The sequence below is a fragment of the Streptomyces sp. NPDC049879 genome (genome assembly GCF_044461265.1).
Classification (GTDB): Bacteria; Actinomycetota; Actinomycetes; order Streptomycetales; family Streptomycetaceae; genus Streptomyces.
In genome coordinates, this window is the sequence record NZ_JBITKT010000004.1 from 356189 (window position 1) to 372527 (window position 16339).

General features: G+C 74.7%; 19 protein-coding genes. 11 read left to right on the top strand and 8 right to left on the bottom strand.

Annotated features, from left to right (window positions below):
- Positions 1–24 precede the first annotated feature (24 nt).
- The 4 genes from ACIBPC_RS16475 to ACIBPC_RS16490 all read left to right on the top strand — a co-directional run bounded on the left by ACIBPC_RS16475 (position 25) and on the right by ACIBPC_RS16490 (position 2577).
- A complete protein-coding gene (locus ACIBPC_RS16475; protein ID WP_398845054.1) occupies positions 25–906 on the top strand; it encodes a hypothetical protein in 882 nt (293 codons plus the stop codon).
- A 125-nt stretch (positions 907–1031) separates the two neighbouring features.
- Positions 1032–1184 carry a hypothetical protein gene (locus tag ACIBPC_RS16480; RefSeq protein WP_398845057.1) on the top strand — a complete coding sequence of 51 codons (153 nt, stop codon included), beginning with the start codon at positions 1032–1034 and terminating at the stop codon, positions 1182–1184.
- A 61-nt stretch (positions 1185–1245) separates the two neighbouring features.
- A complete protein-coding gene (locus tag ACIBPC_RS16485; RefSeq protein WP_398845059.1) occupies positions 1246–2091 on the top strand; it encodes a hypothetical protein in 846 nt (281 codons plus the stop codon).
- A 135-nt stretch (positions 2092–2226) separates the two neighbouring features.
- Positions 2227–2577: a DUF6188 family protein gene (locus tag ACIBPC_RS16490; protein WP_362965931.1), complete on the top strand. Its 351-nt coding sequence runs from the start codon at positions 2227–2229 to the stop codon at positions 2575–2577.
- A gap of 94 nt (positions 2578–2671) precedes the next feature.
- On the opposite strand, the gene ACIBPC_RS16495 is transcribed toward ACIBPC_RS16490, so the two are convergent.
- Together ACIBPC_RS16495 and ACIBPC_RS16500 are read right to left on the bottom strand one after the other, a co-directional pair.
- Positions 2672–3199, bottom strand: a complete 528-nt coding sequence (locus ACIBPC_RS16495; protein WP_362965929.1) for a winged helix-turn-helix domain-containing protein — start codon at positions 3197–3199, stop codon at positions 2672–2674.
- Between the two features lie 312 nt (positions 3200–3511).
- Positions 3512–3595, bottom strand: a complete 84-nt coding sequence (locus ACIBPC_RS16500; RefSeq protein WP_362965969.1) for a putative leader peptide — start codon at positions 3593–3595, stop codon at positions 3512–3514.
- 202 nt (positions 3596–3797) lie between these two features.
- Between ACIBPC_RS16500 and ACIBPC_RS16505 the strand changes: the two genes are divergently transcribed.
- From ACIBPC_RS16505 to ACIBPC_RS16515, 3 genes are all read left to right on the top strand, one after another.
- A complete protein-coding gene (locus ACIBPC_RS16505) occupies positions 3798–3896 on the top strand; it encodes a putative leader peptide (protein ID WP_362965927.1) in 99 nt (32 codons plus the stop codon).
- A 97-nt stretch (positions 3897–3993) separates the two neighbouring features.
- On the top strand, positions 3994–4455 hold the full coding sequence (locus tag ACIBPC_RS16510; protein ID WP_398845063.1) for a cysteine dioxygenase: 462 nt from the start codon (positions 3994–3996) through the stop codon (positions 4453–4455).
- The gene (locus tag ACIBPC_RS16515; RefSeq protein WP_362965923.1) at positions 4455–4847 is read left to right on the top strand and encodes a rhodanese-like domain-containing protein; all 393 of its coding nucleotides are present in this window, start codon (positions 4455–4457) and stop codon (positions 4845–4847) included. The genes ACIBPC_RS16510 and ACIBPC_RS16515 overlap by 1 nt, the downstream gene beginning before the upstream one ends.
- Here ACIBPC_RS16515 and ACIBPC_RS16520 read toward each other — a convergent pair.
- Positions 4834–5835: an NAD-dependent epimerase/dehydratase family protein gene (locus tag ACIBPC_RS16520; protein ID WP_398845065.1), complete on the bottom strand. Its 1002-nt coding sequence runs from the start codon at positions 5833–5835 to the stop codon at positions 4834–4836. The genes ACIBPC_RS16515 and ACIBPC_RS16520 overlap by 14 nt on opposite strands.
- Before the next feature lie 100 nt (positions 5836–5935).
- On the opposite strand from ACIBPC_RS16520, the gene ACIBPC_RS16525 reads away from it, so the two are divergent.
- Positions 5936–6541 carry a GNAT family protein gene (locus ACIBPC_RS16525; protein ID WP_362965919.1) on the top strand — a complete coding sequence of 202 codons (606 nt, stop codon included), beginning with the start codon at positions 5936–5938 and terminating at the stop codon, positions 6539–6541.
- Between the two features lie 15 nt (positions 6542–6556).
- Here ACIBPC_RS16525 and ACIBPC_RS16530 read toward each other — a convergent pair whose 3' ends face one another.
- Entirely contained in the window at positions 6557–7786 is a 1230-nt protein-coding gene (locus ACIBPC_RS16530) for an SAV2148 family HEPN domain-containing protein (protein WP_362965917.1), read from the bottom strand.
- Positions 7787–7909: 123 nt separating this feature from the next.
- Between ACIBPC_RS16530 and treY the strand changes: the two genes are divergently transcribed.
- The 3 genes from treY to ACIBPC_RS16545 all read left to right on the top strand — a co-directional run bounded on the left by treY (position 7910) and on the right by ACIBPC_RS16545 (position 11481).
- A complete protein-coding gene (gene treY, locus ACIBPC_RS16535) occupies positions 7910–10348 on the top strand; it encodes a malto-oligosyltrehalose synthase (RefSeq protein WP_398845069.1) in 2439 nt (812 codons plus the stop codon).
- Between the two features lie 170 nt (positions 10349–10518).
- Entirely contained in the window at positions 10519–10761 is a 243-nt protein-coding gene (locus ACIBPC_RS16540) for a hypothetical protein (protein WP_362965913.1), read from the top strand.
- Positions 10762–11049: 288 nt separating this feature from the next.
- Positions 11050–11481: a MarR family transcriptional regulator gene (locus tag ACIBPC_RS16545; RefSeq protein WP_362965911.1), complete on the top strand. Its 432-nt coding sequence runs from the start codon at positions 11050–11052 to the stop codon at positions 11479–11481.
- Between the two features lie 242 nt (positions 11482–11723).
- On the opposite strand, the gene ACIBPC_RS16550 is transcribed toward ACIBPC_RS16545, so the two are convergent.
- The 4 genes from ACIBPC_RS16550 to ACIBPC_RS16565 all read right to left on the bottom strand — a co-directional run bounded on the left by ACIBPC_RS16550 (position 11724) and on the right by ACIBPC_RS16565 (position 16332).
- Complete coding sequence (locus ACIBPC_RS16550) at positions 11724–12707, bottom strand: cyclase family protein (protein ID WP_362965909.1); 984 nt, start codon at positions 12705–12707, stop codon at positions 11724–11726.
- A gap of 8 nt (positions 12708–12715) precedes the next feature.
- Positions 12716–14194: an MFS transporter gene (locus ACIBPC_RS16555; RefSeq protein WP_398845073.1), complete on the bottom strand. Its 1479-nt coding sequence runs from the start codon at positions 14192–14194 to the stop codon at positions 12716–12718.
- Between the two features lie 336 nt (positions 14195–14530).
- Complete coding sequence (locus ACIBPC_RS16560) at positions 14531–15634, bottom strand: 3-oxoacyl-ACP synthase III family protein (protein ID WP_398845075.1); 1104 nt, start codon at positions 15632–15634, stop codon at positions 14531–14533.
- The gene (locus tag ACIBPC_RS16565) at positions 15631–16332 is read right to left on the bottom strand and encodes an HAD-IB family hydrolase (RefSeq protein WP_362965903.1); all 702 of its coding nucleotides are present in this window, start codon (positions 16330–16332) and stop codon (positions 15631–15633) included. The genes ACIBPC_RS16560 and ACIBPC_RS16565 overlap by 4 nt, the downstream gene beginning before the upstream one ends.
- Between the last annotated feature and the right edge of the window lie 7 nt (positions 16333–16339).

A 16339-nucleotide genomic window follows, 5' to 3' on the forward strand; every position in this document is an offset into this window, starting at 1 on the left:
GCGTCGGCCGTTAGGGTGGCGATCATGGACACCGAGGAGACCGACCACGCGTGGCGGACAGTACTGACCGACGGCGACCGCGTCGGCGTCGAGCAGTTGCTGCGGCGCGATACCCGGCTCGCACTGCTGGGGAACGAGTGGTCGGGGAGCCTTGAGACGGCGAAGACGGCCGAACTCCGGGGGCTTGTGCTGCTGGGCGGCGACGGCGGCGTCCCGTTCGCGGCTGACTCTCCCTGGCGCATACCGGCCGGCGCGGGCCTCGCCGAGGCCTTGGAAGACGTGTGGGCACCGGTCGCCGGGAACTGCCCGGGCTTCCTCACGGCGCTGCGCGCGGAAGTGGTGGGCCTGGCGCTCGTCGCGATGGAGGGCAGGTACCTGCTCGGGTACCTGCACCTCGCCGATCGTGAAGGGGAGTTGCCGCGCGACCTGAAGGACTTGGCTCCGTATACCGAGTGGGACTCCCTGGCCGTGCTGTGGGGAACGGCCCCGACCCGCCTCGGCCGGACTGACGTCGTCCCCCTGATGGATGGGCCGCTCCCCGGCGGTGTCCGTGACCTTGCCGCGGTCCACGCCTCCCTCACGTCGTACGACTTCGACCTGCGCCTGGACCTCTTCACCACGACGCTCGGCGCCACGACCCTCGCGGACTACGAAGGGGAGGACCCCGCCGATTACGAACCGGACGAGGACTTCGTCCGCGCGGTGAACGGCGAGTTCGACCGCTGGGTTCGGTTCTGCACGTGCCACTCCGCGGCTGAGGCCTATTTCCTCGACATGGATGACCGCGACTCCGACGGTGTCCCCCGGGTCGCGTCGTCAGGCATCGACGGCACCTCGGAGCGGCCCGGCGAGCCCTTCTGGGACTGGATCGACCAGGCGCTGCCGTCTCTGCTCTTCGGCGTCTGAGCACTGCTCAGGCCTGGACCCGCCGGAACGCACCGTCGTGTCGCGTGCGTTCCACGGTGTCTCATGGGTGTTCGCCTGTGACACAACCAGCGCGTGGACACGCGAGGTGCGAGACGAGAGGTGAAGTGCCGTCCCCCGGCGCGATGCTGCACCTCGGGATCACTCCGCCCGATCCCGGCTCGGTCGTGGAACTCGACTCCCTGGAGGACGAGTTGGGGAAGCTCCCTGCCTTCGGCGACGGCCTGGTCCCCACCGCCCACGCCGGGCAGCCCGGGTGATCGGCGTGCGGACCGCGTGTGGAGAATGTGTTCTTTCCTGCGTTCCCACACCGGAGGTTCCGTGTTACCCCGACACCTGACGGCCGCCCTGGCCGTCCTCCTGGCCGCCACCGTCGTCACCGCGTGCGGCGGCAGTGACGACGACGCGTCCGCGTCCGCCGAGGCCACGCCCGATCGGACGACACCGCCCCCGGCGCCCGCCGCCGCGCCGACGCCCGACGTGCCGCTCGGCGAACTCACGGACGGCGAGGAGATCCTGGCGCGGACGCGCGCCGCCACCGAGGCGGTCACCTCGGCGCACCTGGACCTCCGCACCGGCGTGGCGGGAATGCCGGACGCCTCGACACTGAGCCTGTACGTCTCCCAGGACGGCTCGTGCGTCGCCCACTTCACGAACACCGGGGACCGGGTCGTGGAGGTGCTGCGCACGCAGTTGGAGGTGTGGGCGCGGATGGACGCAGGCTCATGGAGCCAGACGGGCGGTCCGCCGGAACTGGCCGGCAAGTGGCTCCACGGGGCGCCGAACGGCCAGTTGGAGCCCCTGACGGAACTGTGCAGGACCGAGCCGTATCCGCCGCTCGACGCGTGGTCCCCCGAAGGCGCGCCGGTCACCGTCACGCCTCCGCCCACCGAGGGAGGACCCGTCGAGGTCTCCTGGGACCTGAGCCAGGACGGCATGGAGGCGCATGTCACCCTCCTCGTCGCCGGTGACGGCACCGACCTTCCCCTCGAAGCCGGTATCGACCTGGAGATACCCACGGGGACGATGGAGATGGCCATGGAGTGGGACGGCTTCGACCGGCCGGTGGAGGTCACACGCCCCGCCCCGGGGACGGTCGTGGATGTGGACGGCATGGGAGGGGACTTCGGGCAGCTCCCGCTGCCGGGCGGCGGGCTCGTTCCCTGACCGGGCGGGTCCGCGCGGCTGACAGGCGGGGGGTGGCGGTGGTATCGATGGTGATCAGCAACGCCGTCGCACCGCGCCGCGCCCCGAACCGGCCGCGTACCGCGTGCGCGGGTCCCGGTCGGAGGTGTCGGTGTCGTGAACGAGCCCGCGGCGCTGGTCGGCGCCCATGTCTCGCGGATCGCCGTGGGTGAGCGGGTGCGCCTCGCGCTGACCGCGCACGACGCGCGGGGCGGCGTCCGCCTCGACGGGGAACTGGCGATCGCCGCCGAGTTCGTGATCCGCGACCCGGGCGGCGGGCGGCAGGTGCTCGTCCCGGGCAGCAGGCTGCCGCTCGCGCCGGTCCTCGACCTGTTCGCCAAGACGGTGAGCGGCGCCGCCGTCGGGGAGGACGGCGGCCTTGAGGTCCGCTTCGACGACGGGACGTGCCTGCTGGTGGCGCCCCTCCCGGCGGCGGAGCCGTGGCGGCTGACGGCCACCGGCCCCTGAGCGGAGCATCCGGACGAAGCACCGGCGGCGCCCCGTTCCCCAGGGCGGTGGGGGACGGAACGCCGCCGGTGCGGCTTGGCGGGTGCGCGCCGGATCAGGCGGCGGGCACGTACTTGTAGCCCACGCGCCGCACCGTCACGATGCGGTCCCGGTAGGCGGTCCCGAGCTTGCGGCGCAGGCGCGCGATGTGGACGTCCACGGTGCGCTGGTCGCCGACCGGGCCGTAGCCCCAGATCATCGCGACGAGCTGCTCGCGGCTGTACACGCGGTGCGGGTGCTTCACCAGGTGCGCCAGCAGCTCGAACTCCAGGTAGGTGAGCGGGACATGGCGTCCGTCCACGGTGACGGTCCGCTCGTCCGCGTCGACCGCGATGCCGCCGGTGCGCTGGGGGACGGCCGCCGGGGCGGTCGTCGCCGTGGGGACGGACGCGGCGAACAGCTCGCCGAGCCGGTCGGGCGCCGTGCCGGCCGGGGCGAGCACCAGGTAGCCGACCAGCGGGACGGTGGTGTCGCCGCCGACCGTCAGCGCGGGGTTCTGCGGGAGGACGGTGACGGTCACGTCGGAGAGCGCGGTCAGGTCGGGAACGGTGGTGAGGTCGGGCAGGGCGGTGAGGTGCCGCATGATCGGCTCTCTTCCTCTGGTCGAATCAAACTGCTTGCCGGTGCGCGGCCCCGCCCGTCACCGGTCGTGCCGCTGCCTTTCACGGGCGTGCGGAAGCCGAATTCCCGGCCGGCGTCCTCTCGGCCGGAACGCCCGGCCCGCGGTGACCTGTCCCGGAGAAAGCGCCGCCCCGGGAGAACCGTCCGCGAAAAGCGCTTTCCGGGCGCGGAAAACACCACGCCGGGCAGTGCCGGAATTGCGGAAGGGGTCCGGAGAGGACGGAGAGGGAGTCAGTGCGCGGGCGTCGGGAACGCCGGAGGGGCCGGGCTCGGTTCAGCGACCGGCGGCACAGATCGCGCTGGCCTGCCGCCGGAGATCGACGTGCAGCCGCGCCACGAGAACGTCAGCTTGACTCACGTTAACCGAGAATGCCAGCAGTTCAGTTGACCGTCAAGGCGTGGGCGGATCGTCTCGGATACCGGACGTTTCCGTCCCGTGGCGGCGCGTGCACGGGGATTCATGCCGCTTTCCCACCTTTCCACCCGCCCTGGAAGTCCCGCGCATTCAGCACGTGGACACCGCTTGACCGGCCACCGGAAAGGCGGTAGATCTTTGCGCCATGCCGACCAGCAAGCGCCTGCACTCCAGGTGGCACGTGGACCTCGTCCGTGTCGCCAGCGCGCTGTGTCGTCGCGACCTCTGCCCCGGCCTTCGCTGAGGCACACGGTCGCGCCCGGATCTCCGCCGTGGGCGCGGCATGCCGTCATGGCCCTCCCCCGCCCCCCGCAGTCCCGACACACCCAGAACGAGGCATCATGTCCGCGCCCACGCCTGCCGCGCTCACCCCCGCCCAGCTGACCGCCACCGCCCGGGAGTTCGCCGCCCGGACCGACCTGTGGCAGCCCGCCGCCCGCTTCACCCCCGACCGCCGCTGGTACCGGCGTCTCGAACGCACCGACGACTTCGAGGTCTGGCTGCTGACCTGGCTGCCGGGGCAGGGCACCGAGATCCACAACCACGGCGGCTCGTCCGGCGCGTTCACCGTCGTGCAGGGCGCGCTGACCGAGCGGTCGTTCGGGGCCGACGAGCCGATCACGCGCACGCTGGAGGCGGGCGGGCTGCGCTCGTTCGGCCCGACCTACGTCCACCAGGTCACCAACACCGGGGACGTCCCGGCCATCAGCGTCCACGCCTACGGCCCGGCGCTCACCGTCCAGTCGTACTTCGCCTGGGACGGCGCCCTCCAGCTGCTGCGCACCGAGGCGGTGGACGACTGATGGCGACGCACGAGCCCGGCATCGACGCGTACCTCGACGCGCAGCGCGCGCCCCTGGACCGGCTCGGTCCCCACGAGGCGCGGGCCGCCGTCGCGGAGGGCGCCGTCCTGGTCGACACGCGCCCGGAGTTCCAGCGTGCGGCGAGCGGGACGGTCCCGGGCGCGCTGATCATCGAGCGCAACCACCTGGAGTGGCGCCTCGACCCGTCGAGCGGCGCGTCCGTGCCGGAGGCGACGGGGCCCGGCGTGCGGTGGATCGTGTTCTGCGACGAGGGGTACGCGTCGTCGCTGGCCGCCGCGTCGCTGCGGGCGATCGGGCTGTCCCGCGCGACGGACCTCGACGGCGGCTTCCAGGCGTGGCGCCGCGCGGGCCTGCCCGTCACCCCTCCGTAGCGGTCGCCGCCGCCGCCAGCAGCGCCGCGTCGGCCTCCGGCGTGAGGCCGACGGGCGGGCGCGCCGGGTCGCGGGCGGGCATTCCGTCGAGGCCGCGCATCCACGTCCAGGTGTCGGCGACGGTCTCGCCGACCGGGCGGCAGCGCAGCCCGGTCGCGACGGCCCTGCCGGTGTCCGACCGGTGCAGCGCGTCGTGCATCTCGCCGGGCGGCAGCCAGACGGGCAGCTCTGTCCACGGCTCGACCCCGGCCGCCGCGACGGCCTCCGGGGTGACCCAGCGCAGTTCGGCGTCGGCGCCGGTGACGCGGACGCAGGTGTCGAGCAGCTCGCCCATGGTGGTGTGCCCCGGCGGACTCACCACGTTGTAGGGGCCCGAGAGGCCGCGCGCGGCGGCGTCGAGTGTCCAGCGCGCGAGGTCGCGGACGTCCAGGTACTGGAGCGGCAGGTCGCGCGGGCCCGGCGCCGGGACCGGCCCGCCGCGCGCGATGCGGGTGAGCCACCACGGCAGCCGCCCGACGTTCTCGTACGGGCCGAGCAGCAGTCCGCAGCGGACCAGGAGCGCCCGGTCGCCGAAGGCCGCGACGGCCGCCAGCTCCCCGCCGCGCTTGTCCGCCGCGTAGTCGGTGGCCGCCGCGTCGGGCGAGCCGTCCACGACCGGGCCGTCCTCGTCCAGCCCGGCCGCCGGGGGCCAGGCGTACACGGACCTGCTGGAGACGTACGTGCAGTGCCCGGCGCGTCCGGCGAGCGAGCGGGCGGCGTCGCGGACGGCGGTGGGCGCGCCGGACCAGGTGTCCACCACGAGGTCCCACTCCCCCTTCTCCGGTGCGGGCGGGCCGCCGCCCGTCCGGTCGCCGTGGAGCGAGGTCACGCCGGGGGGCGGGGCGTGCGTGCCCCGGTGGAAGGCGTCCACGGTCCAGCCGCGCGCGACGGCCTCCTCGGCGAGGGCGCGTCCGGCGAAGGCGGTGCCGCCCAGTATCAGCAGTCTCATCCCCCCACCATGGGCCGGGCGCGCGGCGGACGGGAAGCGCGTACTGCCGTCGGCAGAATCCCGCTGTCGGCCGCCCGATTCCGAGCACTAGGGTTCTTTTATGATCGAACAGGGAGCGGAACGGACCGGTTCCCCCGCCAGGCCCGCCACCCCGCGCACGGACACCGCCCTCGCCCCCCTCACCACGGACACCGGCCTGCTCCTGCGCCTGTGGACCGCGGACGACCGCGACGCGGTGCGCGAGGCGTTCGCCGCGCCCCTCATGCACCGGCAGTTCGGCGAGCCCCTGCCGGAGGGCGGCACCGTGGACGACGCGGCCGCCGCGCACTGGCTGGCCAGGCGCGACGCCGAACGGGCCGCCGGGCTCGCCTACTCCTGGGCCGTCACCGACCGGGGCGCGCTGGTGGGCTGCGCGGCGGTCGGCTCCGTCAACCGCACGCACGACTCGGGCTGGATCTCCTACTGGACGGTCCCCGCCGCCCGGGGCCGGGGCGTGGCGGGCTCGGCGCTGCGGGCGCTGGCCGGCTGGTGCCTCGGGGACCTCGGCCTGTACCGCCTGGAGCTGGGGCACCGGATCGACAACCCGGCGTCGTGCCGCGTCGCGCGCGCCGCCGGTTTCGTCCCCGAGGGCGTCCAGCGCGGCAAGCTGCGGTACGGGGACGTCCGCCACGACGTCGAGCTGCACGCGCGGCTTGCGGACGACTGAGCCGCGCCCGCCGCGTCACGAGACGGGCCGGGAGTCCTCCCACGTCCACTCGAACTCCTCCCGGTACGTCTCGAACAGCGTCAGTTCGCCGTCCGCCGCCGGGTCGTCGCGCCTTATCACCTCGCGCCCCGCGCGCCGCAGGACGAGCGCCGGGGTCTCCATGCCCCGGCTGCGCCGCAGGTACGACTGCACGACCGCCACTCCCCCGGGCCCGTCGGCGTCCACGAAGTACGCGCTGAAGCGCGGCGTGTCGTCCGAGACGCGGATCTCGAACGCCTCGGGGTCGCGCACGCGGGCGCGCACCCGGCGTACGTGCAGGATGCTCGTCTCCACCGAGCGCCCCAGCTCGCCCCGCTTCAGCCCCAGCTCGCGCTCGCGGCGCCGCATCGCGCCGCCCGCCGGGTTGAGGAACAGCAGCCGCACCCGGCAGCCCGACTCGGCCAGCCTGACCAGGCGGCGCCCCGGGTAGTTCTGCACCAGCAGGCCGAGGCCTATGCCCACCGCGTCCAGCCGCCGCGCGCCGCCGAAGAGGTCCTCCGCCGGGAGCTGCCGCTGGAGCCGCACCCGGTCCGGGTGCACGCCCGCCACGTCCGTGAACCGCTCGCCGACGAGCCGCTCCACCGCGTCCGCCGGAAGCCGTCCGGCCGGGGCGGGGACGCCGGAGTCGAGCAGCCGCAGCAGCCGGGCGCAGCCGCGCTCGGCCTGGTCGAGGACGGCGCGGCTCATCCCCCGGTTGCGGCTCACGGCGCTGCGGGCGACCTCCAGCTCGTCGAGCGTCAGCTCCAGCTCGCGGCGGTTGTCCAAATACGGCGCGAAGCAGGGCCAGTGCTGCACCATGAGTTCACGCAGCTGAGGGAGCGTCAGGAAGGCGAGCACCGTGTCATCGGCAGGATCGAGCAGATGTCCCTTGCGGCGGCTGACCTCGCGCAGCGCCGCCGCGCGCTGCACCCACTCCTGGCCGGTCGGCCCGGCGGCGGCGACCTCCCACTCCTCGCCGTGCACCGGCTCGTACACCGGCCGCAGGACGGCGGCCACGACGGACCGCAGCCGCTGCTCGACGAGGTTGAGCCAGACGTACGCGCGTCCGGCGCGCTCCACGCGGGTGCGCACCTCGGACCAGTCCTCCGCCGTCCAGTCGAGGTCGGCCCCGATCTCGACCGGGCGGGGCACGGGGACCGCTCCCGGGTGTGCCTCGGCGGTCTCCTCCCCGTTCCCCGAGGGCAGTTCCAGCCCCGAAGAGCTCACCGCCTGCACCGCCTTCCGCCCCGCTGATGGATCAAGGAAGCCTACTGCGGCGCGCGGCGGCGCCGCAGCCGACCGGGCGATCACCCGCGCTTGCGCCGGCGGCGCCGTGGGCAGAGGCACTTCATGACACCGCGCCGGCCCCCCACGGCCACGTACCGGGTGCAGCTCCAGACCGACTTCCCGTTCGCCGCGGCCGAGCAGATCGTGCCGTACGCGGCCTCCCTCGGCGTCTCGCACCTGCACCTGTCGCCCGTCCTGGAGGCGGTGCCGGGCTCGGGGCACGGCTACGACGTGACCGACCACCGGCGCGTGCGGGCCGAACTGGGCGGCGAGGAGGGACTGCGCGCGCTCGCGGCGACGGCGCGGCGGCACGGCCTCGGGCTGGTCCTCGACATCGTGCCCAACCACATGGCGGTCCCGGCCGCGGCGGATCTCAACGAGCCGCTGTGGGACGTCCTGCGGCACGGGCCCGGGGCGCGGTACGCGCACTGGTTCGACATCGACTGGGCGGCGGGCGGCGGGCGCGTCCTGCTGCCGGTGCTCGGCGGGCCGCTGGGCGGCGAGCTGGACGCGCTGGCCGTCGAGGACGGGACGCTGCGCTACTACGACCACCGCTTCCCGCTGCGGCCCGGCAGCGAGGACCTGCCCCTGCCGGAGCTGCTGGATGCCCAGCACTACCGGCTCGCGTGGTGGCGGCTGGCGCGCACCGAGCTGAACTACCGCCGCTTCTTCTCGATCTCCGAGCTGATCGCGGTGCGCGTGGAGGACCCGGCCGTCTTCGAGGAGACGCACGCGACGGTCCTGCGGCTGGTGGACGAGGGCCTGGTGGACGGGCTGCGCGTGGACCATCCGGACGGGCTCGCCGACCCGGGCGGCTACCTGCGGCTGCTGCACGAGCGCACGGGCGGCGCGTGGATCGTGGCGGAGAAGATCCTCGGCGCCGGGGAGCGGCTGCCCGCGGCGTGGCCGATCGCGGGGACGACCGGGTACGACGCGCGGCGGTACGTGGACGCCGTCTTCACCGACGGGGACGGCGCGGAGCGGCTCGCGGACAGCTACCGGACGTTCACCGGCGCCCCGCCCGACCAGGGCGGCGAATGGGGGCCGACGGTGCGGCGCGCCGCGTACCGGATGATCACGCACGAACTGGCCGCCGAGACGGGCCGCCTGGCGCGGGCGGCCGAGGCGGTGTGCGGGGAGCTGCCGGAGCTGCGGCTGCGGGACCACGCGCCGTGGGCGCTGCGGACGGCGCTGGTGGAGGTGCTGGTGCGGCTGCCGGTGTACCGGCCGTATGTCGCGGCGGGCGTCCCGGCGTCGCCGGTGGACGAGGCGCTGCTCGCGACGGCGGCGGACGGGGCGCGCGCGGCGTTCGCGGTGCCGGGGGAGGCGGCGGCGGTGGACACCGTGCGCGACCTGGCGCTGGGCAGGTACGGCGCGGTGGGTGACGAGTTCCGCGTCAGGTTCGCGCAGGTGTCGTCGGCGCTGCGGGCGAAGTCGGTGGAGGACACGGCGGGTTACCGGTACGCGCCGCTGCTGTCGGCGGCCGAGGTGGGGGGCGAGCCGGACGCCCCGGCGGTGACGCCCGACGCGTTCCACGCCTTCTGCCTGCGGCTCCAGCGCGACTGGCCGCTGACGGGCACCCTGCTGTCCACGCACGACACGAAGCGCAGCGGCGACGTGCGGGCGGCGCTCGCCGCGCTCTCCGAGGTCCCGGACGGCTGGGCGGGCCTCGTCGTGCGGCTCACGGAGGAGACGGCGCGCGGGGGCGTGCGCGCCCCGGATCCGCAGCTGGCGTGGACGGCCTGGCAGACGGCGTACGCGCTCGCGGGCACGGAGGAGCCGGACGGCGGGCGCCTCACGGCGGCGCTGCTGAAGACCGTGCGCGAGGCGGCGCTGCGCACGACGTGGACGGAGCCTGACGAGGCGTACGAGGCGGCGGTGGAACGGTTCGCCGCCGCCGGTCCCGAGGGTGCGGCGCGCGCCGAACTCGACGTGTTCGCCGAGGCGATGGCGCCCCTGGTGCGGGCCAACGTGCTGGGCGGCGCGCTCGTGCACCTGACGATGCCGGGCGTCCCCGACGTCTACCGGGGCAGCGAGACGCGCTACGTCGCGCTGGTGGACCCGGACAACCGGCGGCTCCCGGCGCTGCCCGTCGCGCGGCTCGCCGCGCTCGACACCGAGGCCGCCGGGCACGCCGGGCGTGTACCGCGGGACGGGGCGCTGGGGCTCGCGGACGAGAAGCTGCGGCTGACGGCCCTGGCGCTGCGGCTGCGCCGGGAGCAGCCCGGCTGGTTCGGCGAGCGCGGCGCGTACGGGGCGCTGGCCGCCGAGGGCGAAGCGGCGGACCACTGCCTGGCGTTCACGCGCGCCGGACGGGTCGTCACCGCCGTCACCCGGCTGTCCGCGCGGCTCGCGACGGCGGGCGGCTGGGCCGGGACGACGCTGCCGCTGCCGCCGGGGACGTGGCGCGACCTGCCGACGGGCCGCCGCGTGGCGGGGGCCGTGCCGCTGGCGGAGCTGTTCGCGACCGCGCCGGTGGCGCTGCTGGTGCGCGAGGACTGACGGAGGACTGACGGGGGCGGGCGGGCCCGTTCGCACGTATCGCGGTCACTCGTGCCGGTGACACCCCGCCGGGGCTGCGCCGGGCGCCGCGGGCCGCTGCGGAACGATCGCCTCAGCCCGGCGGCGCGTACCGCGCCCCGTGCCGAAAGCCCATCCGCAGGAGGAGACACATGCGTATCCGTACCGCGCTCGCGAGCGGCGTGCTGGCCGCCACCTTCGTCGTCGGCACCGCCGGCGGCGCCCTCGCCCACGGCTCGCAGGCGGGGAAGTCCGCGGAGCTGGAGGGCGCCGCGAGGATGGCCACCTGCCAGATCCACGCCGGGATCCACCACGGCCACCTCTACTACGACGAGGGCTGTTTCAGCGCCGGCGCGAAGTTCGCCGCCAAGAAGGAAGCCTTCTGGAAGAAGTAACGCGCTTCCGTCCCCCCACGCCGAGACCGGCGGGCCCCCGGGCCCGCCGGTCTTCTGCTGCTCCGGTACCGGATGCACGTTCATCCGCACCGGACCCTGACTCATCGCTACCTGATGGGTATAAGATAACGAACAAGAAGCGGATCTCTCAGGGGGCGGGCACGAGGGGCGGGCTCGACCGTGGCGGCGGGCCGGACATACTGGGGCCATGCATCTGTCCGAGCCCCGTGACAGGGCGGTTCTCCGCGAGATCACAGGCAACGGCCCTACCGTGAAGCGGGAAGCACTGTGACGAAACTCTCCGTCGATGACCGTATCGGCCACCACATCAAGCGGGCGGAACAGCACCTGATCGCGGCCAAGCACGCGGCCGTCCAGGCGTTCGGCCTGACCGTCCCGCAGTACACCGTGCTGCTGGTCCTGTCCACCGAACCCGGCCTGACCGGCGCGGGTCTCGCGCGCCGCTGCCTGGTGACACCGCAGACCATGTCGGCGGTACTCGGCACGATGGAGCGGGAAGGGCTCGTCGAACGGCTGCCGCACCCGACGCACCACCACGTCCTGGAGACGCGTCTGACGGCGCTCGGCAGGAGCCGCCTGCGCAAGGCGGACAAGGCGGCGGTGGCCGTGGAGCAGCGGCTGAGCGACCTGTTCACGCCCGAGGAGATCGCCTCGTTCCAGGAGTACCTGGACCGCTGTTCCAGCGCGCTGGAGAACTGAGGGGCGCCCGGCGGGCCTCCCGCCGGGTAAAGCGGCGGGAAAACCGGAGAAAAATCACGGGAAAGGCGCGCGGGTGCACGGGGACGCGTGCGCCCGCTTTTCTGATGGGTCATCAGGTGCTGTGACGCGTCCGCGCGTCGGGCGGGACGGGCGGGGCGGAGGGGGAGACGGCACGGCGCCGGTCCCGCGTTTCCGCGGGGCCGGCGCCGGTGCGTCGTCGGGTCCGGTCGGGTCGGATCGGATCAGTACAGGGCGAGCGCGCGGATCTGGCCGCCGAAGCCGCCGCGGTGCTTCGGCGCGCCGACGACGAGCAGCGCGCCGCGGTCGGGCGCGGTGTCCAGCGCGGCGATGCTCTCGATGCCGTACTTGCCCGCGGGCAGCAGGATCTGGTGCGAGGTGGGCGCGTCGTTGCCGCCGTCGAGGCTGTTGGTGTCCACCGCGACGCCGACGATGTTCCGCTCCTCGACGAGGAACTCGGCCGCCTCCGGCATGATGCAGGGAAAGCGGAACCGGCCGTCCGCGCCCTGGTTGTTGTACGCGCCGGGCTGGGGGACGCGCCGCCACCAGCCCGAGTCCATCGCCACCACCGAGCGCGCGGGCAGCCGCCCGTACCGGCTCTCGTACCGCCTGATGTCGCGGACGGTGAGGCCGGTCTCGGGGTCGCGCGCCGCGCGGTCCGCGATGCGGATCACGGCGAGCGGGGCGACCAGCCACTCGACGGGCAGCTTCTCCACGGTGAGGCCGCCCTCATGGAAGTGGCCTGGCGGGTCGATGTGGGTGCCGGAGTGCTCGTCGATCTTCAGCTCCAGGACGTTGAAGCCGTCCACGTCGATGGAGCGCGTCTGGTGGAACTCGGGCTGCGGCACCAGCGGCCAGAACACCGGGAAGTCCTCGCCCAGTTCGTGCGTCAGGTCGGCGATGCGCGGGTTGTGCGACAGCGCCGCCGTGACGCTCTCGGCGCTCGCGACGCCGCTCATCGCCGCACCGGCGGCGATGCCCGCGGTGCTGGCCGCCGAGAGCCGGAAGAGGTTGCGGCGCCCCACGAGCCGTCCGGCGCCGGCGGAACGGGCGGAGGCCCCGTCGTCGTGCGCGGTGCGGGCGTGCACGTGGTGGGCGCGCTCCGGGGCGGACGCGCCGGTCTCAGCGTGCGCGTGACCGTGCGCGTGGCCGGTGCCGGGGGCGTGCGCGGGCATCGTGATCTGGCGCATCAGGGCGGGACTGCACATGGCGATCCTTACGTCAGGACGGCCGGCTCGGCGACCGGCGCGGGTTCTGGCTGGGACAGCAGGCGCCACACGACGGCGGCCCCCGCGAGGGAGAGCCCGGCGACCGTCCACAGGACGACGGCGAGGGCTCCGGTGTAGTCGGCGGACAGCTCTCCCACGGACTCGCCGCGCAGCAGCGCGGCGGCGTCGGAGTCGCCGACCCTGGCGTGCAGGAAGGTGGACAGCGCGGCGCCCACGGCGGCGATGCCGACCGCCTCGCCGGTGAGCCGTACGGTGTTGAACAGCCCGGCGGCCATGCCGCTGCGGCCGGGGTCGACGACGGACACGGCGGTGCCGTCGAGGATCGTCAGCGACAGGCCGAACCCGGCGCCGACCAGCGCGACGGCCACCGGGTGGAAGCCGCCGGTGAGCCAGGCGGCGCCCGCCGCCTGGAACAGCAGGGAGAGCGCCAGGATCACGCGGGGCGCCAGCCGCTGGGCCAGCAGCCCGGCGAACATCGGCACGACCAGCGTCGGCACCGTCATCGCGGCGAGCGACAGGCCGACCTCGCCCGAGTCGGCGCCCTCGACGGCGCCCAGGTACGGCGGCAGCACCACCAGCAGGGCGACGAACCCGAAGGCCAGCACCGTCGGGACCACGCACACGGCCAGGAACTTGGGCAGCGCCAGCAGCGACACGTCGAACAGCGGCTCGGGGCGCCGCCGTTCGATCGCCCCGAACAGCCCGAGCAGCCCGGCGCCGAGCACGGCGGCCAGCAGCACGACGGGGTCGGTCCAGCCGAGCTGCTGCGCCTGGACGAGGGCGAAGATCAGCGCGGCGAGACCGGCGGTGAACGCGACGCCGCCGCTCCAGTCCACCTCGCCCTCGGGGCCGCGCGACTCGCGGACGAGGGCGGGGGCGACCAGCAGCATCACGGCCGCGATGGCGGCGATGACGGCGAACAGCATCCGCCAGCCGCCCAGGGCGATCAGGGCGCCGCCGATCAGCGGGCCGAGGGCGAGGCCGAGACCGATGGACGTGCCGAGCAGCGCGAAGACGCGGGGCCGGCGCGGGCCGGTGTAGGCCTCGGCGAGGATGGCGCTGCCGGACGTCATCACGCTCGCGGCGCCCGCCCCGGCGAGCGCGCGGGCCAGGTCCACGACGATGACCGAGGGCCCGGCGGCGGCCAGGAACCCGGCGGCGGCGAAGGCGGCCAGGCCGCCGAGGAAGAGCTTGCGGCGGCCGACCCGGTCGGCCAGGGAGCCCGTCACCGCCATGAAGGCGGCGAAGGTCAGCATGTAGGCGTTGGCGACCCACTGGGTGGCCGCGACGCCGCTGTCGAAGTCGGAGCCGACCTCGGGCGCGGCGAGCGCGCCACCGGTCAGGGAGATGGGGAGGAGCGCGGCGGAGAGGCAGACGACGACCGCGACGGTCCAGGGTTCGCGTGCGGGCGCGGTCGTCATGACCGGGGGCCCGTCCTCGCGGGCGGGGGCCGCTCGTTCAGCCATGGGGGAACCTCGGCATTCCTTCGGGACAGTCAGGAGGGGTGGTCGGTGTTCGGACCGGGGCCGCTGGGGCTCCCGGGGCGTCGCCGTCCCGGCGGGCGGCGCGGCGCCGCCTCCGGCCGGGAGGCGGTGCGGGCGTCGGTGGACGCGGAGTGCCGGGCGGGCGGCGGCGCCGTGTAAGACCCCTTCCGCTCATAAGACATCTTATGCAGTGGCGAGTTGCCACCGTCAAGTGCCGTGCGCGCAGGGGTGGTACGGGCGTGGTGCGGAGGCGGGTGGTACGGCGCGGCCCGTGGCAGCCGGGCCGCGCCGTACCGGTGGGGGGTGGGGGTCGGTCGGTCAGCCGGCGATCGCGGCGGGTGTGAGCCGCTGGCCGGAGCGCCGCTGCTGCGGCACGACGGCCGTCTCGCGTTCCACGGCGTGCCCGGGCCGCGCGTGCCTGGTCCTGCCCCAGCTGACGAGCGCCGAGCCCACCGCCATGCCCCCGCCGAACGCGGAGAGCAGCACGGTGTCGCCCTCGGCCAGTTCGCCGCGCCGGTGGATCTCGTCCAGGGCGACGGGCACGGACGCGGCGCCCGTGTTGCCGTGGAGTTCCAGGGTCAGCTGGAGCGTGGCGTTCACCAGCTCCAGGTCGGGCCAGACCTCGCGCAGCATCACGCCGTTGGCCTGGTGCGGGACGAAGTGCCGCACGTCCTCGGGCGCCACACCGGACGAGCGCAGCAGCCCGTGGACGGCCTTCGGCAGGTTCTCGTGCACGAAGCTGCGCACGCCGCGGCCGTCCATCTGGAAGAAGTGCGAGCCCTGTTCGACGGTGTCGGTGCTGGCCGGCAGGCGGCTGCCCCCGGCCGGGACGCCGATCAGCCGGTGCTGGTCGCCGCGGCTGATCAGGCTCGTGGAGAGGATGCCGCTGCGGTCGCCCTCGGGCGTGCGGCCCAGGACGACCGCCCCGGCGCCGTCGCCGAAGAGGATCGCGGTCTTGCGGTCCGAGTAGTCGAGGATGCGGGAGTAGATGTCCGCGCCGATGACCAGCCCGTAGCGTCCCTCGGACTCCGGGTCGGCGCGCAGGACGCGTTCCACGAGGGACAGCGCGTAGACGAAGCCGCTGCACACCGCGTTGACGTCGAAGGCGGCGGCGTTCGACGCGCCGATGAGGTGCTGCACGAAGCTCGCCGTCGGCGGCTGCGGCTGGTCGGGCGTGGAGGTGGCCAGCACGATGTACGCGACCTGGTCGGGGCGCACCCCGGCCTGGCGCAGGGCGCGGTCGGCCGCCGCGGCGGCGAGGTCGGACGTCGCCTGCTGCTCCTCGGCGCGCCGCCGTTCGCGGATGCCGGTCTTGCGGGTGATCCACTCGTCCGTGACGCCGGCGCCGCGGGCGATCTCCTCGTTCGTGACGACGACGCTGGGCAGGTAGGAACCGGTGCCCAGGATGCCTATGCGGTTCATACGGTCTCCAGTTCCTCGGGGCGGGACGCGGGGGCGACGGGCAGCCGGCGCCAGCCGGCCTCGTCCGCGTGGGCGCCGAGCCGGGCGTCCTCGCCGACGACGACCGGGCGGCCGACGGCGCGCAGCAGGTCGAGGTCGCTGATGTGGTCGCCGTACGCCGTGCACACGGCCGGGTCGCTGCCCCGCAGGGCCAGGGTGACGCGCGCGGCGCGCCCCTTCGCGGCGCCGATCATCGGCACGAGCACCTCACCGGTGAGCTGCCCGCGCCTGATCACCGGGCGGGTGCCGAACGCGCGGGCCGCGCCGGTCCGTTCGGCGATCGGGTCGAGGCACGCGAAGAACGATCCCGAGACGAGGACGACCGCCTCGCCCGCCGCCCGGTGGGCGTCGAGCGCGCGCCGCACCTCGGGGACGTACAGGCCGCGCGCGGCCTCGCGGGTGTGCCAGTCGCGCCCGGCGGCGGCGAGGCGTTCGGCGCTCTCGCCCTTGTAGAACCGGTAGTAGCGGCGGTTGATCTCGTGGCGCGGGACACCGCTGTCCGCGCCGCGCCGTATCTCCGCGGTCAGCCGCTCGTACGTACCGGCGGGCTCACCGCGTCGTGCCAGGTAGAACTCCAGGAAGCCGAACATGCTCTTGAGCCTGATCAGCGTCTCGTCCACGTCCGAGAACGCCACCGCAGCCGTCGTGTTCTCGTGCACTGCCGTC